Below are 22,319 nucleotides of genomic sequence, written 5' to 3' on the forward strand. Positions count from 1 at the left end.
TAAGATGAGGCATAGAATTTTAATTGTCGGCGATGAGCTTAAAATGAATAAGCCTATGTTAAACTACATTTATGAGAGTTATGAGAGCCATTTTGGCGAGCTTGGCGATATTAGTTTTGTTACTAAAAGTAACACAGAATTTCTTTTTGTGGTTGAGAATTTAATAGAAGGCTATGACTCGCTTTGCATTTTTGCAGATGATGAAAACTACGGCATAATGGCTAGAAATTTAGCCACGCTAAGCGGAGATGTGCTTGAAATAAACGACAATCAAACTCTGGTCGCAAAGAACGCAATTAGCGTAAATCAGGGCAGTTTTTTAATAAAACTAAACGAAACATTTATAAATTTAATCACGGCAAACTCAGGGCAAAAACTGCCAGAAATTTTGGTAAAAAACGATGATGAGGTGAGTGAATTTTTTATCTTTGATACGGACACAAAGAGCGTGAAAATTTTGCTAAAACCACTGGCAAATCCCTATAAAGTGGGCGTTAGCATTAGCGAAATTTTACCAAATTTATCAGCCATAAAGGTCGTTGCTTGGCAGTTTGGCAGCGTTAGCGGATTTAAAAAAAGCGTGAAAAATCTATTTTCAAATAAGATGATTGATGATAAAAATCTCATAAAATTTATAGCTGATAAAATGATACAAAATGGCGTGAAAATCACGTTTGCTGAGTCCTGCTCGGCTGGACTTTGTGCGGCTAGCATAGCAAAATTTAGCGGTATTTCTGAGATTTTTGACGGCTCACTTGTAACTTATGCAAACGCAATAAAACACGAGTGGCTGGGCGTTAGCGATAAAATTTTAAGCGAGTTTGGAGCGGTTAGCAAGGAGTGCGTGGAGGCGATGACGCAGGGTGCTTTAAGGTCATCGTATGCTGATTTTGCCATTGCCGTTAGCGGGATAGCTGGTCCAAATGGTGGCAGTGATGAAAAGCCAGTTGGGCTGGTTTATGTTTCAATTTTACACAAAAGTGGCGAGAGTTTAACGCAAAAATTAATGTTAAACGGCGATAGAAATTATATCAGAGAGCAGAGCGTTCTTTCGGCGTTTTTGCTTATTTTAAAGCTAAAACCAGAGCTATTTTTTAGCTAAATTTGCTACAAATCGTAGCAAATTTAGTCTTTATAAGGCGTAGTGATATAGCCTTGTTCTACTAGCTTTTTAATACCGCCTTCAAATATCGTAATATCAAGCCCCGGAGCATCCAAAAGCTCGGCTACAAATTTACTTCTACGTCCGCCACGACAGATTAGAGCAAACGGCTTTGAAGTGTCAATTTGAGCACTAATATCACCCCAAAGTTTATCTTTATCCTTGCTAAAATCAACAAGTTTTGCACCCTTAATAATGCCCATTTCACGCCTTTCAACAGGCACTCTAATATCTACGATTTGATCAAATTTCTCAATATTTGCAGGTGTTGCTGGCAAAATTTTTATATCGCCAAACGCCAAAAATAGGCACGATGATAAAAGCAGAATTTTTCTCACGGCTAATCCTTATAAGGTGTAGTTTCGTAACCAAGATTGATTAAATGGCTCATACCACCATCTAAATTTGTTATATCTAACCCATCGCCGTCAATCATACGTGCGGCAAAATCGCTTCTACGACCACTTCGGCAGATGATTGCTATTGGTTTTTTTAAATCCACATTGGCTTTGATTTCGTTTAAAAATCTCTCTTTATCTTGTGTTAGTGAGATTGTCTTTGCACCCTTGATAATGCCAGTTTCTCGCCACTCCTCAGGCGTTCTGACATCTATAATCTGCTCAAATTTTGCGACATTTTCAGGCGTTGCTTCAAGGACGTTAATTTGTGCAAAAATTGATGAAAAACAGGCAAATGGTAGTAAAAATCGCTTCATACTCTCTCCTTAAAATTTTTATTTTAGTGAAAATCTAGCATAAAAAACTTAATAAATTAATAACTTAGATTTTTGATAAAATAGCGATAAAAATTTCAAAGGCATTTTATGAAAAAACGTTGCGAGTGGTGCGAAAAGGACGAGCTTTACAGGGCGTATCACGATGATGAGTGGGGCGAAATTGTGCGTGATGAGCGTGTTTTGTTTGAATTTTTAGTGCTTGAAACTATGCAAGCCGGGCTTAGTTGGCACACGATTTTAAAAAAGCGTGAGGCGATGAGAGTGGCTTTTGATGATTTTGACTATCATAAAATCGCACTTTATGATGATAAAAAGGTTGAAATTTTAATGCAAAATGACAAAATTTTAAAAAACCGCCTAAAACTAAAATCGCTTAGCCAAAATGCAGTTTCGTTTATGAAAATTCAAAGCGAGTTTGGCTCATTTTACGCATATATTTGGGGTTTTATAAATAATAAACAAATAGTTTTAAAACCGCAAAATTTAAGCCAAATAAACGCCACAAGCCCTTTAAGCGATGAAATTTCAAAGGATATGAAAAAGCGTGGATTTAAATTTGTCGGTAGCACCACGATTTACTCGTTTTTACAAGCAGTTGGCGTGATAAGCGAGCATTTGGCTTATTGTTTTAAATTTAAAGGTTAAGCAAATTTTGGTTAAAATCGGCTAAAAATTTTAAAGGCGTGAATTGAAAAAGGTGCATTTTATCGGTATCGGCGGCATTGGCATTAGTGCGATTGCTAGGTTTTTAAACGAAAAGGGTCATAAAATCAGTGGCAGCGACATAAAAGAGAGCAAAATCACAAAAGAGCTTGAAAATGAGGGCATTGAGGTCATCACGCCACACTCAAAAGAGGCGATAAAAGATCAGGATTTTGTGGTCTATTCAGCAGCGATCAAAGATGATAACATTGAGCTAATCACCGCAAAAGAGCGTGGCATAAAGTGTCTTTCACGAAAAGAAGCCCTGCCTTACGTGCTTGATGATAAAAAGGTCTTTGCAGTCGCTGGCGCACACGGCAAAAGCACGACTACGGCGATGTTAGCCGCACTTATTGAAGGCTCGGCGATTATCGGTGCTATCTCAAAGCAGTTTGGCTCAAATATGCGTTATGAAACGAGCCAAAATGTCGTTTTTGAAGCCGATGAGAGCGATTCAAGCTTTCTTAACTCAAACCCATATCTAGCAATCGTAACAAACGCAGAGCCAGAACATATGGAGCATTACGATTATGATTTGGCTAAATTTCACGCTGCTTATCGTGGCTTTTTAGAGCGCGCAAAGGTGCGAGTTATCAATGCCGATGATGAGTTTTTAGCCACGCTTAAAATTGACGCAATTAGGCTAAATCCAAGCACGGATATTACGGATTTAAGTATGGTTGTTCGTGATTATCAGCCATTTACTAGCTTTAACCTTAAAAATTTAGGTAAATTTGAGGTCTTTGGTATGGGCGAGCATATCGCAATTGACGCTAGTTTGGCAATCCTAGCAGCACTTGATGAGCTGCCACTTAAAACAATAAAGCAAAATTTACTAAATTTTCAGGGCATAAAAAAGCGTTTTGATATTTTATACGCAAGTAAAAATTACGTTTTAATTGATGATTACGCTCATCATCCAACCGAGATAAAAGCCACGCTAAACTCGGTCTTTGAATACGCAAAACTGCTTGGCATTACGCGTGTTGTAGCCATTTTTCAGCCACACAGATACACAAGACTTAGTGCGAATTTAAAGGGATTTAGTGAGTGTTTTAAGGGCGTTAGTGAGCTTGTGATTATGCCAGTTTATGCTGCTGGTGAAAGCCCGGTTGAGATTGATATGAAGGAGAATTTCAAGGCTTACGACCCGATTTTTACCGATAAAATTTCAAGGGTTGATGAAGCCATTGAGTTTGATGATGAGTTTGGCGTTAAGCACCGCCTTGATGATGGCATTGTCATTGGCTTTGGGGCTGGGGACATTAGCGTTTTATTAAGGGGCAATAAATGAGCGAAATTTTAGAGCTTGGCGATGAAAATCTTGATGAAAAAAGCGATGATGATGAGCTTAGAGCGTTAATTTATGAGCGTTTGGGCTTGGAGTTTGGCTCACTTAAAAGCGAAAGTGGCAACGACTGGGTTAGGGCAAAAGCCGAAGTTGAGGCTGAAATTTCGGCTAAATTAAACACAAAATTAAACGAAGAGATACCAAAAGATGAAAAAAGCGAGAATGAAATTTTAGAAAAAATCAGAAACGAAATTTTAGATGACATACAAAAAGATGAGCTTATAAAAAGTGCTAAAAAAGACGTCCTAATCGCCCTAGCAAGGCACCAGAGCCTAAATGACATTCAGATTGAAAATATGCTTTTAAACGCCCCATATTTGTGCGTTAAAGAGCTATCAAAAAAGCCAAATCTCACGCCACAAACCATAAATTTACTCTTTAAAAAAACGGCAAAACAGCCACGACTTTATGATGAGATAATCAGGGCGTTAAAGGAGATAAAATGATAAGATACCTGCTCGTTTTTGCTGCATTGGGGCTTCTTTTTTGGGCGATTTGGTCGCTAAAAAATGAGTTTTTAAGCAAAAAATTAAAGGGCGTTTTAAGCCTATTTTTACTGCTATTTTTGGCGTTTGCCTACTTTTATCAGAGCAGTTTTGATGATAAAAGCGAGAAAAATATGCAAATTTTAAACGCATTTAAGCAGGGCAAAGTGATAAAATGTGGCGATTTTAACGTTACAAACGACAGATTTAACTACGAATTTGGCACGGCGTGTTTTGTTGCAAAGCGAAACATTAGCGAGTTAAACGGCGTGATAATTGAAATTTCAAAGTGCAAATATGATTGATGAGATATTTTTAAAGCTTGATTTAGGCGAGTATTTAGAGCGTTTAAACGCATTTTTAGCACGCCAAAAACCGATATTTTTACAAGGCGACAGAAACATTCATTTTAAAAATATCATAGAGCTTTCACGCCACGAATTTAACGCCCCGCCAAGCGTTTTAAACCTTGATGATGCACTAATTAGGCTCTCAAAACAGGCAGTTTTAGGTATTAATGAGATTGGCGAGTTTGCCAAAATTTTGCACTATTTTAGCTACTTAAAGACGCTAAATTTTGATGACAAGCTTGGCGAGTGGCTTTTAAAGATTGAAATTTTACCAGCGATGAACGAGATTGGGGCTTCGTTTGATAAAAACGCCCAGTTAAAAGATAGCATTGATGAGCGATTTGTGCAGATTAAAAGCTCACTTGAAATGAAAAAAAAGCAGATTGACGCCGAGATTAGGCGACTAATCTACACAAAAAGCATAACGCCATATTTGGTTGATACGCAGGTGCATTTTGTAAATGAAAGTGAAACGCTCCTAGTCCGCGGTGGCTTTAATCACGCCCTTAAAGGCGTCGTGGCAGCTAGAAGCAGTGGCGGATATTTTTATGTCCTGCCAAGTGCGATTGAACGGCTAAAAAAGGAGCAGAGCGAGCTACTTGATAGGCGTGAAGAAGTTACATATGAGTATGCAAAAAAGTTTAGTGCCATTATGTCAAGGTCGCTGCCGTTTTTGAAATTTATAAACAACGCATTTGATATTTTTGACAGCTATCAGGCACGTGTAAATTTAGCCAAATCGTGCGATTTTGATTTTGTTTTACCAGATAATTCAAGCGACATTAGACTTAAAAATTTCGCCCACCCAGCACTTAAAAACCCAAAAAGCATAAGCGTTGATTTTACAAAATCTGTGCTTTTAATCACCGGTGTAAATGCTGGTGGCAAGTCAATGCTTTTAAAATCAATCATCACAGCCTCACTTCTAGCAAAGTATCTTTTGCCGATGAAAATTGACGCAAACGCCAGTAAAATCGGCGTTTTTAAGGATTATGAAACAATCATTGAAGACCCACAAAATGTCAAAAACGACATCTCAACCTTTGCCGGTAGAATGCTAAGTTTTTCAAAGCTTTTTGGCAAAAAGTCCCTAATTATCGGCATTGATGAGATAGAGCTTGGCACCGATTTTGAAGAGGCAGCCAGTCTTTATAGCGTGCTAATTTCAAAGCTAATTGAGCAAAATATCAAGATGATAATCACAACTCATCACAAACGCCTAGCTATGCTTTTATCAAAAAATAGCGAGGTTGAGCTGGTGGCTGCGCTTTATGATGAGGCGGTAAGACGCCCAAAATTTGAGTTTTTAAAAGGCACGATAGGCAAATCTTACGCTTTTGAAACGGCTGAGCGTTACGGCATACCTTTAAATTTAGTAGCAGAGGCGAAAAAAGAGTATGGTTTAGATAAACAAAACCTAAATGAAATCATCTCAAAAACGCTAAATTTAGAAGCAGAATTAAAAATAAAATTAGATGAAAATTTTAAGAAAGAGCAAAAACTTGATAGCTTGATTGAAAATTTAAAGAGCCAAAAAGAAAAAGATGAAACACGTGTAAATGAGCTAATCTCACGCCTTGAAAGGGAGTATTTTCACGCTATAAACGAGGCAAAAAATGCTGTAAAACTAAGCGACACAAAAGAGAAGCAAAGAGCGATAAATAGGGCAAATGAAGCCAAAACAAATATCGCAAAACCAGAGATTAAAAAGGTAGAAATTTTAAATATCGGCGATAGCGTTCGGTATGAAAAAATCAAAGGCGTTGTGTTATCAATTTCAAAAAATGAGGCGATGATTCAAAGCGATGGGATTAAGCTTAGAGTGCCTTTAAATTTATTAAAGAAAAACGGCAACCCAGTCCAAGCTGAAACTAAACCAAAGGTAAATATAAAGGTGCAAAAACCAAAATCGGCAAATGTTGTGCTTGATTTGCACGGACTTAGGGCTGATGAGGCGATTGATAGGCTTGATAAATTCATCTCAGATAGCCTAGTTATGGGCTTTGAAGAGGTTAGTGTTTATCACGGCATAGGCACTGGTAAGCTTGCTTTTGCAGTTAAAAATTTCTTAAAATCACACCCAAGTGTGAGAGAATTTTTTGACGCTCCGCCAAATCAAGGTGGATTTGGTGCAAAAATCGTGCGGTTTTAGCCAAAATTTTAAAAACAAATGATACAATTTAGCGATAATTTTAGGGGTTTTATATGATTACTGATAAGTTAAAAAGTAAAAAAACTAATGCGATTTTCATAGCAAGTATTGTCACGATTTTTATTTTTATCACATTAAATTCACTCGTTTTTTACTACAAATACATAAACGCAACGACATTTAGCGTCAAAGACTATGACCAAAGAATAGATATGAGACTTCATATTGTAATGGATGAACTTGTTAAATCAGGTTACGATATAGATGTGTTTAAAGAAAAAACAGCACAAATAAATATAATAAATTCTTTGTATCTATTTAAAAAAGACGCTAAAAACGAGCTTGATTTAATCTACACAAACGACAGACAGCAAAGTTTAGGCAAGGATAGCATTTTTTCACGATATGGCTGTTCTGGGCTTAGAAATCACAGCTTTGTTAGCAAGTATTACGATAGAGAAATTTTGCCTGAAAACAAGGTTAAAGTATGCCTATTTTACGGCGTTGGCGACTATGTTATAGGTATTAGGCAGTTTTTGCCACACACGATAACAAATATAAAAGACCCTGAATTTAAAGAGTGGTTTATAAAAAATATGGTGCCGACCTTTTTTCTCTCATCTATCGGCTGTGCGCTTTTTATTGTGTTTGTGATTTGGGGGCTAAATAGATATTTTGATTTAAGGGCTGAATATATCAAAAACAAGGTCAGCTTAAAGCGAAATTTACGCTATGTCAAAAATCAGCTTTATGTTGATCCGATGACAAAACTAGCCAATAAATCCAAGCTTATGGACTATCTTAGCGAGATTAAAGACCCAAAGGTTATTATCATTGACATTGATGATTTTGGCAGAATGAATGATTATTACGGCAAAGAGGTGTGTGATAATATCCTAATTTGTATGGCAAATTTAATCAAAGAATTTGCAAACGAAGTGAGTATGAAAGCCTTTTGTATCGGTGCTGACCAGTTTGTTTTGGCTGAAAATGAAGAGATGGATATGTCAAGATATGAAGAGATAGCCGAGGCGATTACTGGCAGGTTTAAGGGGCGAGTAATTGAGGTAAAAGACCCAAAAACCGAAAAAATGCTTGAAATTGAGGTGCATACGACTATCGGCTTTGCGCTTGAAACAGAAGATACTCTAATGAAAGCCACCACAGCCCTAAAAATGGCAAAACAAAACAAAAAAGACTACGCCGCCTACTTTAAAAATTTAACCCAAAAAGGCGAATACGCCGAGCAAATTGAGCGTTCAAATATGATAAGACAAGCTATGGTTAGCAAAAATATCGTGCCGTTTTATCAGCCGATTTTTAACGCAAATGGCGAAATTTTAAAATACGAAAGCCTAGTTAGGATTGTCAGCAGCGACGAGATATTTTCGCCACATATCTTTCTTGACACCTCAAAACGCATAAAACGCTACGCCGAGCTACAAAAAATGGTAATTTCACAAAACATTAATCGCTTAGAAGAGAATGAAAAGCTCATTTTATCTATAAATTTAAGCGGTAGAGATATGCTTGACGGCGATGTTAGCTCGTGGCTTTTAGAGCTTTTAAATAAGCACAGAGTTGCCGACAGGATCGTCTTTGAGCTGGTTGAAGATGAGAATTTAGACAGCGTTGAAAGGGTTGAGAATTTTATCGCAAAGGTTAAAAATATGGGTGCAAAAATCGCCATTGATGACTTTGGCTCAGGCTACTCAAACTTTGCCTATATTTTAAAAATGCGACCAGATTACATTAAAATTGATGGTTCGCTCATCAAAAATATTGATATAAATCACGATTCATATATGATTACTCGTGCGATTGTATCTTTTGCTAGGGATTTAGGGATTAAAACGATTGCGGAATTTGTGCATTCAAAGGATATTTTTGATATTTGCAAAGAGCTTGGCGTTGATGAATTTCAGGGCTTTTATCTTGGCGTGCCAACAGGTAATATCCAATGAATGCCGTTTCGCTTTTAACCAAACTTCTAAAATTTCGCTCAATTACGCCAGATGACGGCGGTGCTTTTGATTTTATTTGCGAATTTATGGATGATTTTAGCGCGACTAGGGTTGATGAAAACGGCGTAAAAAATCTAATTTTAACCAAAAAATTTAGCGAGAATGGCGTTCATTTAGCCTTTGGCGGACACATTGATGTCGTGCCACCGGGCGAGGGCTGGGAGAGTGAGCCATTTAGTCCGCTCTTAAAAGACGGCTACATTTATGCACGTGGTGCTCAGGATATGAAAAGTGGCGTGGCTGCCTTTTTGTGTGCTTGTAAAAACATTAAAAATTTTAACGGCAAAATCTCAATCATCTTAACAAGTGATGAAGAGGGCGATGCTATTTTTGGCACAAAAACGGCTCTAAAATTTATGCAAAAAAACGGCGATTTGCCAGATTTTGCAGTCGTTGCCGAGCCTACAAGCGACGCCGTTTTTGGCGACACGATAAAGGTCGGCAGACGCGGGTCAATTAATGGCGTTTTAACGATAAAAGGCGTTCAAGGGCACGTTGCCTATCCGCAAAAATGCGTAAATCCAGCTCATCAATTAGCACAAATTTTGCCAAAATTTGCAAGTTTTTCGCTTGATAATGGCAGTGAATTTTTTGATAAAAGTCAAATCATCATCACCGATATTCGTGGTGGGATTGAGGTTTGTAACGTAACTCCAAGCGAAGTTAGGATTATGTTTAATGTAAGAAACTCAAATTTAACAAGCATTGATGATTTAGACGCTTACATTAGAAATTTATGCAAAGGGCTTGAAATTAGCCTAAATTTAAAGCAAAGCTCAAAGCCGTTTTTGACAAATAAAAACAGCCTTGTGGTTAAAAATTTAGCAAAAAGCGTGAGCGAGGTGCTAAATATCAGCCCAGAGCTAAACACAAAAGGTGGCACGAGCGACGCTAGATATTTTGCTGAATTTGGCGTAGAAGTGGCTGAATTTGGTGTAATAAACGACCGCATTCACGCAGTCAATGAGAGGGTAAAAGAGCAAGAGGTCAGCGACCTTTGTGCGATTTTTGAGAAATTTTTGGCAAAATTTTAAATAAAGTTATAATATAATTTGTTAAAATTGCCATTTTGTGAAAATTTTATAAAGGTTTTGTTAGTAAAATGTTTAAAAAATCAAGTAGTCTTTATTCTAGCGTAGCCAGTCGCTTTTTAGTATCTTATGCTGTCGTGCTTCTTACGACGCTTATGTTTTTGTTTTATGTTACATTTTCAAAGACTGATGAGATGAAATACGACCTTCGCTCATTTAATCTTGAAATCCAAAATTCCATAAATTACAGCTTTTCAGAGATAGCAAATAGGGTTGAATTTTACGCAAAATTAATTGAAGCACAGCAGGATTCAGAAGCACTAAAAATCATCAGCGATGAAGATATTTCAATGTTTTTTAAGGCACTTTATGTCGTAAATCCAAGTCTAAAAGTCGTCTATAAAAGGCAGTTTGAGGGTGCAAATGAGATAGATTTTGACCTGCCGTGGCTTGATGAGTTAAGGCAGAGTAGATATATCATCTCTGATTTTATCTTTAAAAATAAGCAGTTAAGCACATTTTTTGTCGCTTATGATATTGGCAACGGCTTTAAACTCGTAGCCGAAGTGGATAAAAACTATATCGCTACAAATATCAAAAGCTTTTTAAGCGAAAAAAACAGAGTAGCTTACGTGGTGGATTACAACGGCAACTATCTCTTTGGCGATAGAGATAATAGCGGATACAACGTAGAAACTTACAGCGATACAAACGTAATTGACGAGATGTTTATTAGAAATAAGGACGTGGATTTTGATATATTAAACACAAAGGCTACTTTGTCTGAATATATGGAGAAATACAATGTCTTTGTCGTAACCGAAGCGACAAAAAGCGGTGCGGTTTTGGCTAGATTTCTTGTATTGCTTTTTGGTTTTTTAGCTATCGTTTTTTACACACTTTGGAGCAAGGCAAACTTAAAATTTGCACTGGATAAATTTATAAATCCAATTGAAGCTACAATCTCATTTTTAAAAGACAAGAGCAAAAGACCAAACGGCGAGCAGTATTTAAGTGAGCTAAACACGATAAATAGCCAAATTTCAATACTTTATGGCGAAATTGATAGTGCGAAATTTACCCTTGATGAGTATAAAACTCGCTTTGGTTATATCTTTGAAAAAAGTCCGCTTGTGATCTTGGTTTATGACGCTTACAGCGGTGCTATCGTTGATGCAAGCCATAGAGCATTAGAATTTTATGGCTACACTTACAAAGAGATTTTAAGCACAAATATGAGCGAAATTTCAGCCGTTGGCTTTAATGAAATGGTCTTTGACAGGCGAAAGGTCATTGAAGATAAGAGCAAAAATTTTAGCATTATCACAAAGCATAACCTAAAAAACGGCAGCGAAGTTGAAGTAAGCGTAAAAGCCGATATTTTAACGCTAAAAGATAGCAAATATATCTTTATGATTGTTGATGATGTCAGTTATGATATGAGAAAACAAGAGAGTAGCGAGAGCATACAACAGCTCGTTTCAAAATTTAAAAACATAATAATGGTCGCCAGTAAAGAAGCACCATTTATCATCAAATACGCCACTCAAAACATTGAAAATACATTTAACATTAGCTATGACAAGCTCTTAGTTGAAGGCTTTGATTTAAAAGAGATAATCGCACAAAGCGATAAGCTAAATTTCACAAACGAGATAGAACTTCACAAAAAGGTCTTTACAAACGTTACAAACACCACAGATAGCATAAATTTCATCGTAAAACTCATCACAAAGACAAAGCAAGTCGTCCCATTTAAAGCCGAGATTAAGTATTTACGCGATGAAAACGGCGATTTTAGCGGTATTGTCTATATGTTTAGCGACTATCAAGAGCATTACACAATGCAAGAGCGATACGAAAGCGAACTAAAATTTCACAAAAATATCATCTGGGCTACAAGTGCAGCAAGTCTTGAATACAACGCAAAAACCGACTCAATTAAGACAAATGCCACATTTGCTGGAATTTTAGGCTACACAAATTTAAGCGATTTAAACATTGATAAAGATATGATGAGAGCCATTTTGGTTGATGAATTTACCGATTTTGCAGGCTTTTTCTCAAAAATTGAAGCAGATAAGGGCGTTTATTCTGGCGATGTGAGATTTTACACGCTTGATAAAAATATAATCTGGCTTCACATTCACGCAAGGGTCATTGAAGTTGATGATAACTCAAAACCAACAATAATTAGCGGTATTGCCGAAAACGTAACCGATAAAAAGGTCGCATTTTTGTATCAGGATTTAGCAGCAAGGCTGTTTTCATACTCAAAAGAGGGCATTATCGTTTTTGACACTCAGTGGAATATAATTGACGCAAACAACGAGCTATCAAGAAGTAGTGGCTACTCACGAGATGAGCTTTTAAACTCAAATATCTCGCTTTTAAAATCAAAGCTAAACGACAACGAGGAGTTTGCAAAAGCCCTTGAAGCTGCCGATAAATTTGGCAGGTGGCACGGCAAATTGTGGTTTAGACACAAAAACGGCGAGGACTATTTAGAGAGTGCAAATTTAACCTCGCTAAATGATTCAAACGGCGTTACGATTTGTTACGTTGCCGTTATGTCAGATGTTTCAGAAAGTAACAGCACACAGGATTATTTAGAGCATATCGCCTATCACGACCCACTTACAAAACTGCCAAACCGCTTCTTATTCTCGCAAAAGCTTGAAGAGGTCATCAGGGCTAAAAAAGACGGCAAAGAGGTCGCCATTGCATATCTTGATATGGATGGATTTAAGGGGATAAACGACACTTACGGACACAAGGCTGGGGATAAATTTTTAGTTGAAATTTCATCTCACATTGACACGCTTTTTGATGAGAGAGATATGTTTGCGCGTATCGGTGGCGATGAGTTTGTCGCCATTATTTTATACGAAAAGGCTGGTGAGGTCTATGAGATAGTAGAAAATATGCTAAGTATCGCATCTGGCGAGGTCTTTTACGATGATAATGTGCGTTTAAGCATAAGTGCTAGTATTGGCGTGAGTATGAGAAGCGTTGATAACCTAGTAAGCCCTGAAAACCTGCTAGAACAAGCCGACTGGGCAATGTATCAGGCAAAATTAGCAGGTAAAAATCGCTACTACATTTTTGATAACACAAAAGATAGAAATTTCAAAAGTCAATACGAAGATAACAATAAAATTCTAACCGCCCTTGAAAATAACGAATTTTTCTTAGAGTATCAGCCAGAAATTAACATAAAAACAAACACCGTAACAAGCTACGAGGCACTTTTGCGTTGGAGAAAAGATGGCAAAACAATCTATCCAAACGACTTTTTCCCACTCATTAAACGCCAAAATGTCATTGATGATTTGGCATTTTTCTCAATTAAACAGGCGTTAAACGATCAAAAAGAGTGGGCAAAAAACGGCAATTACGTAAAAGTAGGCGTAAATTTAAGCATAGAACAGCTCTGCAAAGATAGCTTTTTTGACAGATTTAAGGCACTAATCGCACAAGATGATACGCTTGATTCAAAGTCGCTTCAAATTGAGATTATTGACGCAAACTCAACGCCAGATTTAGAATACGCAAGTAAATTTTTACAAAAATACAAACGCTTTGGCGTGCAATTTATCCTTGATGATTTCGCCTCTCGTTCGAGCAGTTTTGACGCTCTTGAACTCCTGCCAATTGACAAGATTAAGATTGATAAAAATATCTGTTCTTATATGTTTTTTAATCAAAAAGCTTTCATCACCGTTAGAATGCTTAAAAATTTATCCGACATTTTTAGCAAGTCAGCAACTATTAAAAATTTAAAAGATATAAGCACTCTTAGGGTTTTAATCGGACTTGGATTTTACACATTTCAGGGCAATTTCTTTGAAAAGCCAATGTCGGCTGAAAGGGTCGCTGGATATGAATTTAAGGGCATTGAAGGGCTGGATTTAGATTTAGTGATTGATAATGAGCGTTTTGATATTTTAAAAGACTGCATTATGCTTAAAGAATTTGCCCAAAATATCATCACTCACATAATCAACAAGGACTTTAATAGCGATGAGGAGAGCTTTGATGGGCTTAGACGTGAAATGCTAACTCACCTGCAAACCCAGCCAAATCATCACAAAGAGATAGCTGAAAATTTAATTGAGAGCCTAACTAGCGATGATAAGACAAAGGCACTGCAACTTGCACGCCTTGCAAACATTATGTGTATGAAAATTTTAGATTTTAGCAACAAAGAAAAAGAGGCAGAGTGAAAAACGAAAATTTAAACGTATATGAGCACGAAATTCCAGTCGGTAGCAGACTATATTTTGGCAAAAGTGCCACGTTAAAACGCCAAATAGAACAAAGGGCGAGCGAAATTTTAATAAACAACGGATTTAGCGAGATTTTAACTCCGTTTTTTTCGTATCATCAGCATTTAAGCGTTTCGCCCACTGAGCTTTTAAGATTTAGCGACCACTCAAATCACGAGATAAGCCTAAGGGCTGATAGCACGATTGATGTGGTTAGGATTGTTAGGGCTAGACTTAAAGACGCGCTTAATAAAAAGTGGTTTTACATTCAGCCAGTTTTTCGCTACCCAAGCACTGAAATTTATCAAATCGGTGGCGAAATTATCGGCGAGATTGATTTAGCAAATAGCGTAAATATGGTAAAATCGCTACTTGATGAGTTTAATTTTGACGCCACTTTACAGCTTAGTAACATAAAAATTCCAAAAACGATAGCAAAAATTTTAGGCGTTGATATTGAGATTTTTGAGAAAATCCAGCTTGAAAAAATTCTATCTTTAAACATAAACTGGCTTTCAAAACTCGCACTTTTAAGCACAAAAGATGAGCTTGATGAGGCAATAAATTTAGCCCCAGATGAGCTAAAAAATCCGCTAAATGAGTTAAAAATTTTAGCAAACAGCACAGAGCATAAAAATTTACGCCTAGTGCCACTTTATTACTCAAAAATGAGATATTACGATAGCCTATTTTTTAGGTTTTTAAATCAAAATTCAATCTTAGCAGGTGGCGGTAATTACGAAATCAATGGCGAAATTAGCAGTGGTTTTGCAATTTACACAGACGCTTTAATAGAAAATCAAAACACAAGGAGAGAGATATGAGAAAGGCTGATATAGTCGTAGGTGTCCAGTGGGGCGATGAGGGCAAGGGTAAGATAGTTGATATGTTAGCGGCAAATTACGATATGGTGTGTCGCTCTCAGGGCGGACACAACGCTGGACACACAATTTGGGTTGATGGCACAAGATATGCACTTCACCTTCTGCCAAGCGGAGTTTTGCATAAAAATATTATAAATATTATCGGCAACGGCGTCGTGGTAAATCCAGAGGTTTTAATCGCTGAAATGGCACAATTTGACGATATAAAAGGCAGACTTTTTATAAGCGACAAGGCACACTTAAATTTAAGCTATCACAGCCTAGTTGATCAAGCCAAAGAGCGTTTAAAAGGCGCAAATGCAATCGGCACGACAGGTAAAGGCATCGGACCAGCTTATGCTGATAAAGTCAGCCGTAGCGGACACAGAGTTGGCGAGCTTTTAGAGCCAGAAAGGCTTTGTGAAGCGATTTTAAACGACTTTGAAACAAACAAAGCCGTTTATGACGCACTAGGCATTCAAAAGCCAGATAGCAGTGAGCTTTTAGCCGATTTAAAACGCTATAAAGATGTTTTAACGCCATTTATTGCAAACACGACAATGATGGTTTGGCAAGCCATTGATGAGGGCAAAAAGGTGCTTTTAGAAGGCGCACAAGGCACACTGCTTGATATTGACCACGGCACATATCCATACGTAACAAGCTCAAACACCATAAGTGCTGGTGCTTGCACGGGACTAGGGCTAAATCCAAAAGAGATAGGCGATGTTATTGGCGTTATTAAGGCGTATTCAACGCGAGTTGGCTTTGGACCATTCCCGACAGAAGATAATTGTGCTGATGGCGACAGGCTTTGTGAAGTTGGCAAGGAATTTGGCACCACAACTGGCAGAAAAAGGCGTTGTGGCTGGTTTGACGCCGTTAGCGTCCGCTACGCATCACGCCTTGATGCGGTGGATAAATACGCACTTATGAAGCTTGATGTGCTTGATGGCTTTGAGCGAGTTAAAATTTGCAAAGCCTACCAATACAAGGGCGAAATCATTGACTACGTCCCGACCGATTTACAAAACGCAACGCCGATTTATGAAGAGCTTGCTGGTTGGGATAAAACGGCTGGAATTTCACGCTACGATGACCTACCAACCAACGCAAAACGCTACATTGAACGCATTGAAGAGCTTACTGGCGTTAAGGTCGGTCTAATCTCAACAAGTCCAGAGCGAAGCGACACGATAATAAGATGAAAAGCAAATTTAGCCAAGTAGTTAATGTAAAAAAACAAGCCCTTGATAGAGCCGAAGCCAAAGTCGCACAGGCTCGTTTAAATGTGGCTAACTACGAAGCTAAACTAAATCAGGCAAGGGCAAATTTAGATAGTTTTGCCCTGCCAAAACAGGGTAATATCAGCGAGTTAAATCAAAATTTAGAGCTTTTAAAGATAATGAGAAGTGAGGTTTTAAGCCTAAATGAACGGCTTGAAATCGCCAAAAAAGAGCTACTTCACTTCACTCATCAATACAAAAATGCAAATCTTGATTATGAGAAGATGAAATTTTTAAAAGATGAGGAGATAAAGCAAAAATTAAAAGAGATAAAACGCAAAGAAGAGCTTTTGCTTGATGAGTTTGCCACGATAAAATTTGCCCAAAATATGAGAAATTTATGAGAAAAATCGCACTTTTTTTGACACTCTTTATCACTTTACACGGCTATGAAATCCCAGTTGATTGCACGCAAATTTTTGAAGCTAGAAAGGCTGAGATAATAAAAGAGATTGACGTCATTGATGAAGAGCGTCAAGCACTTGAAGCATTTCGTGCTAGCACAAAGGCACTTTATGATGAAAATTTTGCTAGGCTAAATAAAAAAGAGAGCGACATAAACGCCACTTTAAGGCAGGTTGAGAAAAAGCGAAAAGAGATTGATGAGCAAATTATTGCAAATCAGAAAATTTTAGATGAGCTAAGGGCGATGACAACCGATAAAGTAAGTGCAAGTTACGCCAAGATGAAAGACCAAGCCGCCGCTGATATTTTAAGCGATATGAGCGTGGCAAAGGCAGCGGCGATTATGTATGCCTTAGAGCCAAAGAAAATTTCAGCCATAATGGCAAAAATGCAACCAGCAAAGGCATCAGAAATCACTCAAATGCTTACCAAAGGCCCGCCGTTTAAAGATGAGATTAAAGATGAGAGCTTTTCTGCTCCAAGTGGCAACGTGCTAAATTTAGATAATTAACACAATAAAAGTATGCTATAATCTATCACGTTTTTAATAAGGATAAAAAATGCAAACAATCACAATCACAACAAGCAACCCAAACCCGCAAATAGCACAAGCCATAAGTGCTTTTATGCAAATAATAGACCCAACACACGAAATAGAGTATAAAAATATCAACAAAACCACAAGCAAAAAAGATATAGACAATTTAAAAGAGCTGGTTACAAAGGTAGAGAGTGGCGATTTAAAATGTATCAGTGAAGATGAATTTAAGCAACAAATGAGAAAGTTATTAATTAAGTTAGGTGCAAATGAAAATCATCTACTCTGAAAGATTTCAAGAAGAAATAGGTGAAATTTTTAATTTTATAGCAAAAGACAGCATAGAAAGAGCTATAATTTTTTACAATGAGCTTATAATAAAAACACAAAAAATAAAAGATATGCCATATAGTTTTCGCAAAAATTTAGACATAAACAACAAAAACGTCCGCGATTTGATATTTAAAGGATATGTAATCCCATATCACATAAACAACGAAACTAGCACAATTACAATACTTTTTATCTACAAAGAAAATCAGCCAAAAATAGATTTTAAAGAGTGATTAATAACTTTAATGTGTTTTATTTTTAATTTATTAAATTTTTAACGCATTTTTTACCTTTATTTGGTTAAAATACATTAAAAAATACAAAGGTAAATTATGCGGATAAAACTCCCACACACACCATACATAGCTCATAAAATCGCTATTGATATGCTAAATTCAGGCTTTGTAAAGCTACTTGGTGGCATTGAGCCAGTTACAAAGATAGCAGATGAAATTTTAACAACAGATGTTAAACAAGAAAGAGCATTAGAAGAGCGTGTAAATGAGCTTATGCAGAGCAATGAAGATGAAATGGAGCTTATGCAAGTTGATAGAAAAAATATGTTCTGGCTTATTAAAAAGAAGCTTTCGGCTGAATTTGGCGTGATTTTGACCTACGAGGACAGATTTAGCAATGTCGCTCATAAAATTTTAAACAAGCTCTTAGATGAGAATTTAATTGAGTTTAACGTATCTGAAAACCGCATTAAAAACGTTATTTACGGCTCAATTGATAGCTACTTAAAAACCTACGAAAAGATTGAAGATGAGGTGCTTGATAAGATTGAAAACTACAAGCGAAAGCTAATACCGGGCACCGAAGAATACAACCTAGTTTTTGAAAAACTATATCAAGATGAGCTTAAAAAAAGAGGTATGCTTTAATGGACGCTTACATTTATATTCAAAACGGCACTTTTTTAAAGGCAAAGGCGTTTGGAGCTAGTGGTGAGTGTGCTGGCGAACTTGTTTTTAACACCTCAATGACTGGCTATCAAGAGATCGCCACTGATCCTAGCTATGCTGGGCAGTTTGTCGTTTTTACGATGCCTGAGATTGGCATTGTCGGCACAAACGATGATGATAATGAAAGCACAAAAATTCACGCAAGTGGCATTTTAATGCGAAATTACAACGAATTTGTATCAAATTTCAGGTCAAAACAGACGCTTGATGAGCTGTTTAAATCGCAGGGCAAATTTGGCGTTTATGGCATTGATACGAGATTTTTAACCAAAATGCTAAGAGATGAGGGCGCTTTAATGGCGTTTATCTCAACGACTGATAGCGACCCAAAGAGCCTAAAACAAAAGCTAGAAAACGCCGGGACGATAGCACAGACAAACTACGTAAAAATCGTAAGCACAACCACGCCCTACACGCACGAAAACGCCGCTTGGAGCGTGAGCGAAAAACGCTATAAAAATTTACAAACTAGCGGTAAAAAGGTCGCTGTGATTGATTATGGCGTGAAGCGAAATATCCTAAACGAGCTTTGTGAAGTCGGACTTGAAGTAAGTGTTTATCCGCACGATATTAAGGCTGAAATTTTAATTGAGCAGTTTAGAAATGGCGAGATTAATGGCGTATTTTTATCAAATGGACCTGGAGAGCCAAAAAATTTAGTAAGCGAGATTAATGAAATTAAAAAGCTAATTGACGCCAAAGTGCCTATTTTTGGTATTTGCTTAGGTCATCAACTGCTTTCAAACGCCTTTGGTTATCCGACTTACAAGCTAAAATTTGGACAGCACGGTGCAAATCACCCAGTGCTAAATTTACAAACAAAATCGGTTGAGATAACCACGCAAAATCACAACTACAACGTGCCTGAAAGCATAGCAGAAGTAGCGGTTATAACGCATAGAAATTTGTTTGATAACACAATTGAGGGCGTAAAATACAAGGATTATCCAGTATTTTCAGTCCAGCACCACCCAGAAGCAAGTGGCGGACCAAACGAGAGCAAGTATATTTTTAGGCAGTTTATAGATATGCTTTGATGCAAGAATTTACGCTTTTTGTTACATTTTGGGTTGGATTTTTAGGTAGTTTTAGCCACTGCATTTTTATGTGTGGCGGATTTGTAAGTTTGCAAAATTTATCAAACGGCAAGCCAAATGCGTCCTTGCTTATCTATCAGCTTTCACGCATTTTTGCCTACATTTTGCTTGGTGCATTTAGCGGTGCTTTTGGTAGTATTTTTATCGCTTCGCCAAAGGCTAGGGCGACGCTATTTTTTGTCGTTGGACTGGTTTTAGTCTTTATCGGCGTTGCTCTATTTTTTCGTGGGACGCTTTTAAAATTTATAGAAAATGAGCGACTTTCACGAGCAATAACGGCAAAAATTTTTAGCCTAAAAGGCAAAAATAGACTTGTAAATTTTGCCATTTTTGGCTTTTTAAATGGGCTTTTGCCCTGCGGTTTGGTCTATTATTTTTTAGCCCAAGCCATTTTAGCAGCACAGCCACTAAAAGGTGCGTTAGTTATGGCAGTTTTTGGCGTTTCTACGCTGTTTAGTATGCTGTTTTTGAGCTATTTTTTGAGAATTTTGGGGGAGAGATTAAGAGATTTTATGTTTAAAATTTCTATTTTTATAGTCATTTTAAACGGAATTTATCTTGCATTTTTGGGGTTTATGGCAAATGGATGATATTAAGGCTAGGTTTAAGCAGTATCAACACGCAATTGAAGAGAGCAACATTGTTTCAAAGACCGATATAAACGGCATTATTACATTTGTAAATGACGAGTTTTGCAAAATTTGTGGCTACACAAAAGATGAGCTAATCGGCAAAAATCACAACATTGTCCGCCACCCAGATGTCCCTGCTTCAAATTTTAAGGTGCTTTGGGGGACGATTTTAGCCAAGCGTGTCTATAAAGGCATCGCAAAAAATCTCACAAAAGACGGCAAAACCGTTTATCTAAACACAACAATTTCGCCGATTTTAAACTCAAAGGGCGAGATTGAGGAATTTGTAGCGATTCGCTACGATATTACAAATTTAATCAACCTAAACGAACAGCTTTTAAAACAAGAAGAGAGCCTAAAAAGGCTAAACGAAAGCCTTGAAATCAGGGTAAAAGATAAGACAAAACAGCTTAGAGAGCTAAATGAGAATTTGCAAGACATTATCAATAGCGAGATAGCTAAAAACGAAGAAAAGACAAAAATTTTGCTCGTGCAAAGTCGCCTTGCTTCAATGGGCGAAATGATAGCCAATATCGCTCATCAGTGGCGTCAGCCCCTAAATGAGCTTGGCATTGCGTTGTTTAAGATTAAAAAGGACAGGGAGCATTTTGATGAAACTTACAACCACTGCAAGGACATCATCAAAAATATGTCAAACACCATTGAGGATTTTAGGAGCTTCTTTTTAAGCCAAAAAGACCCAGAGCTTTTTTGCATATCATCAGCGATTTCAGCCTCACTTTTAATGGTGCAAGGCACACTTGAAAAGCACGATATAAAGGTAAATGTAAAGATTGAGTTTGATAGCGAAATTTTTGGCTACAAGTCGCAACTTACGCAGGTTATTATAAATTTGCTTAATAACTCAAAGGACGCATTTATTGAGCGTGATATAAAAAATCGCTTGGTTGAGATTAAAATTTTTAAAAATGAAAGCCACGCAGTTATCGTTATTTGTGATAATGCTGGTGGAATTTCAGATGAGATTGTAAATAAAATTTTTGAGCCATATTTTACTACCAAGCACTCATCGCAAGGCACTGGCATAGGGCTTTATATGTCAAAATTGATAATTGATAGATTAAAAGGACAAATAAACGTGAAAAATGAAAATAACGGGGTTTGTTTTAAGATAAAACTACCACTAAAAGGAGGGGACAATGAGCAAGGTGCTTAAAAATTTAACGATTCTAATCGTTGAGGATGAGAGCGAAACTAGAAAGCTTATGCAAGACGTGCTAAGCGATGAATTTTCAAATATCATCACCGCACAAAATGGCGATGAGGGGCTTAAAAAATTCAAAAAATATAATCCAGATATGGTCATTAGCGACATTGCAATGCCGATTATGGACGGACTTGAAATGACAGAGCAGATAAAGAAAATTTCAAGCGACACGCCAATCATCGCACTTTCAGCACACAGCGAGAAGGAGAAGCTTTTAAGAGCCATTGATGTTGGCGTGGATAAATACGTGTTAAAACCGATTGATATGGAGGAATTTTTAGCCACGATTGAGCTTGTTGCTACGCAAAAAATTCAAAGCACAAATGATATACAGCTTTCAGATGGATATAGTTTTAACAAAACTAAGCGAGTTTTAGTAAAAGATGGCGTAGAAATTTCGCTGACAAAAAAGGAGTTAGCCTTTGTTTCGTTGCTTATTAAGCGACTTGGCACAATCGTGCTTCACGATGAGATAAAAAATGTAGTTTGGATAGGCGAGAGCGTGAGCGAGGCGGCGATTAGGACGTTTGTAAAACGCATACGAGATAAGGTTGGGGCAAATTTTATAAAAAATGCACCAGGGCTTGGGTATAAAATTGAGGCAAATTCTTAGAAATGACAAAAAAATTACAAATAAGTAATATAAAAGTATAAATTTTAAGTTTATTTATATTTTTTTTATTCTAAAATAACGAAACTTATATTATTAGT

General features: G+C 37.1%; 22 protein-coding genes. 20 read left to right on the forward strand and 2 right to left on the reverse strand.

Annotation, left to right across the window (positions count from 1 at the left end; translation table 11 throughout):
* The first annotated feature begins 4 nt into the window (after window positions 1-4).
* Window positions 5-1,102, forward strand: a complete 1,098-nt coding sequence (locus tag NYG85_RS05445; protein WP_284937475.1) for a CinA family protein — start codon at window positions 5-7, stop codon at window positions 1,100-1,102.
* 23 nt (window positions 1,103-1,125) lie between these two features.
* Here NYG85_RS05445 and NYG85_RS05450 read toward each other — a convergent pair whose 3' ends face one another.
* Window positions 1,126-1,500, reverse strand: coding sequence for a rhodanese-like domain-containing protein (locus tag NYG85_RS05450; RefSeq protein ID WP_284937476.1), 375 nt, complete (start codon window positions 1,498-1,500; stop codon window positions 1,126-1,128).
* A gap of 2 nt (window positions 1,501-1,502) precedes the next feature.
* Window positions 1,503-1,877: a rhodanese-like domain-containing protein gene (locus tag NYG85_RS05455; RefSeq protein WP_284937477.1), complete on the reverse strand. Its 375-nt coding sequence runs from the start codon at window positions 1,875-1,877 to the stop codon at window positions 1,503-1,505.
* A 108-nt stretch (window positions 1,878-1,985) separates the two neighbouring features.
* Between NYG85_RS05455 and NYG85_RS05460 the strand changes: the two genes are divergently transcribed.
* The 19 genes from NYG85_RS05460 (at window position 1,986) to NYG85_RS05550 (ending at window position 22,221) form a co-directional block, all read left to right on the forward strand.
* The gene (locus NYG85_RS05460) at window positions 1,986-2,543 is read left to right on the forward strand and encodes a DNA-3-methyladenine glycosylase I (RefSeq protein ID WP_284937478.1); all 558 of its coding nucleotides are present in this window, start codon (window positions 1,986-1,988) and stop codon (window positions 2,541-2,543) included.
* A gap of 43 nt (window positions 2,544-2,586) precedes the next feature.
* Complete coding sequence (murC, locus tag NYG85_RS05465) at window positions 2,587-3,894, forward strand: UDP-N-acetylmuramate--L-alanine ligase (protein WP_284937479.1); 1,308 nt, start codon at window positions 2,587-2,589, stop codon at window positions 3,892-3,894.
* Window positions 3,891-4,397 (forward strand): hypothetical protein, encoded by a 507-nt coding sequence (locus tag NYG85_RS05470; RefSeq protein WP_284937480.1) that lies wholly within the window; start codon window positions 3,891-3,893, stop codon window positions 4,395-4,397. The genes murC and NYG85_RS05470 overlap by 4 nt, the downstream gene beginning before the upstream one ends.
* Complete coding sequence (locus NYG85_RS05475) at window positions 4,394-4,741, forward strand: hypothetical protein (protein ID WP_284937481.1); 348 nt, start codon at window positions 4,394-4,396, stop codon at window positions 4,739-4,741. Before NYG85_RS05470 ends, NYG85_RS05475 begins: the two co-directional genes overlap by 4 nt.
* A complete protein-coding gene (locus NYG85_RS05480; protein ID WP_284937519.1) occupies window positions 4,734-6,938 on the forward strand; it encodes an endonuclease MutS2 in 2,205 nt (734 codons plus the stop codon). The genes NYG85_RS05475 and NYG85_RS05480 overlap by 8 nt, the downstream gene beginning before the upstream one ends.
* Before the next feature lie 53 nt (window positions 6,939-6,991).
* Window positions 6,992-8,902, forward strand: coding sequence for an EAL domain-containing protein (locus tag NYG85_RS05485; RefSeq protein ID WP_284937482.1), 1,911 nt, complete (start codon window positions 6,992-6,994; stop codon window positions 8,900-8,902).
* Window positions 8,899-9,996 (forward strand): succinyl-diaminopimelate desuccinylase, encoded by a 1,098-nt coding sequence (gene dapE, locus NYG85_RS05490; protein ID WP_284937483.1) that lies wholly within the window; start codon window positions 8,899-8,901, stop codon window positions 9,994-9,996. Before NYG85_RS05485 ends, dapE begins: the two co-directional genes overlap by 4 nt.
* 68 nt (window positions 9,997-10,064) lie before the next feature.
* Window positions 10,065-14,219 (forward strand): EAL domain-containing protein, encoded by a 4,155-nt coding sequence (locus tag NYG85_RS05495; protein ID WP_284937484.1) that lies wholly within the window; start codon window positions 10,065-10,067, stop codon window positions 14,217-14,219.
* Window positions 14,216-15,085: an ATP phosphoribosyltransferase regulatory subunit gene (locus NYG85_RS05500; protein ID WP_284937485.1), complete on the forward strand. Its 870-nt coding sequence runs from the start codon at window positions 14,216-14,218 to the stop codon at window positions 15,083-15,085. The genes NYG85_RS05495 and NYG85_RS05500 overlap by 4 nt, the downstream gene beginning before the upstream one ends.
* The gene (locus NYG85_RS05505; protein ID WP_284937486.1) at window positions 15,082-16,332 is read left to right on the forward strand and encodes an adenylosuccinate synthase; all 1,251 of its coding nucleotides are present in this window, start codon (window positions 15,082-15,084) and stop codon (window positions 16,330-16,332) included. Before NYG85_RS05500 ends, NYG85_RS05505 begins: the two co-directional genes overlap by 4 nt.
* On the forward strand, window positions 16,329-16,754 hold the full coding sequence (locus tag NYG85_RS05510; RefSeq protein ID WP_284937487.1) for a flagellar export protein FliJ: 426 nt from the start codon (window positions 16,329-16,331) through the stop codon (window positions 16,752-16,754). The genes NYG85_RS05505 and NYG85_RS05510 overlap by 4 nt, the downstream gene beginning before the upstream one ends.
* Complete coding sequence (locus tag NYG85_RS05515; RefSeq protein WP_284937488.1) at window positions 16,751-17,326, forward strand: MotE family protein; 576 nt, start codon at window positions 16,751-16,753, stop codon at window positions 17,324-17,326. The genes NYG85_RS05510 and NYG85_RS05515 overlap by 4 nt, the downstream gene beginning before the upstream one ends.
* 49 nt (window positions 17,327-17,375) lie before the next feature.
* A complete protein-coding gene (locus tag NYG85_RS05520) occupies window positions 17,376-17,642 on the forward strand; it encodes a hypothetical protein (protein WP_284937489.1) in 267 nt (88 codons plus the stop codon).
* Window positions 17,623-17,919, forward strand: coding sequence for a type II toxin-antitoxin system RelE/ParE family toxin (locus NYG85_RS05525; RefSeq protein ID WP_284937490.1), 297 nt, complete (start codon window positions 17,623-17,625; stop codon window positions 17,917-17,919). The genes NYG85_RS05520 and NYG85_RS05525 overlap by 20 nt, the downstream gene beginning before the upstream one ends.
* A gap of 99 nt (window positions 17,920-18,018) precedes the next feature.
* Window positions 18,019-18,570 carry a DUF507 family protein gene (locus tag NYG85_RS05530; RefSeq protein WP_284937491.1) on the forward strand — a complete coding sequence of 184 codons (552 nt, stop codon included), beginning with the start codon at window positions 18,019-18,021 and terminating at the stop codon, window positions 18,568-18,570.
* On the forward strand, window positions 18,570-19,688 hold the full coding sequence (gene carA / locus NYG85_RS05535; protein ID WP_284937492.1) for a glutamine-hydrolyzing carbamoyl-phosphate synthase small subunit: 1,119 nt from the start codon (window positions 18,570-18,572) through the stop codon (window positions 19,686-19,688). The genes NYG85_RS05530 and carA overlap by 1 nt, the downstream gene beginning before the upstream one ends.
* Window positions 19,688-20,338 carry a sulfite exporter TauE/SafE family protein gene (locus NYG85_RS05540; RefSeq protein WP_284937493.1) on the forward strand — a complete coding sequence of 217 codons (651 nt, stop codon included), beginning with the start codon at window positions 19,688-19,690 and terminating at the stop codon, window positions 20,336-20,338. Before carA ends, NYG85_RS05540 begins: the two co-directional genes overlap by 1 nt.
* Window positions 20,331-21,557, forward strand: a complete 1,227-nt coding sequence (locus NYG85_RS05545) for a PAS domain-containing sensor histidine kinase (RefSeq protein ID WP_284937494.1) — start codon at window positions 20,331-20,333, stop codon at window positions 21,555-21,557. The genes NYG85_RS05540 and NYG85_RS05545 overlap by 8 nt, the downstream gene beginning before the upstream one ends.
* Window positions 21,541-22,221 carry a response regulator transcription factor gene (locus tag NYG85_RS05550; RefSeq protein WP_284937495.1) on the forward strand — a complete coding sequence of 227 codons (681 nt, stop codon included), beginning with the start codon at window positions 21,541-21,543 and terminating at the stop codon, window positions 22,219-22,221. The genes NYG85_RS05545 and NYG85_RS05550 overlap by 17 nt, the downstream gene beginning before the upstream one ends.
* Window positions 22,222-22,319: the final 98 nt, after the last annotated feature.

Source organism: Campylobacter gastrosuis (assembly GCF_030249845.1).
In the GTDB taxonomy this organism is placed as follows: domain Bacteria; phylum Campylobacterota; class Campylobacteria; order Campylobacterales; family Campylobacteraceae; genus Campylobacter_A; species Campylobacter_A gastrosuis.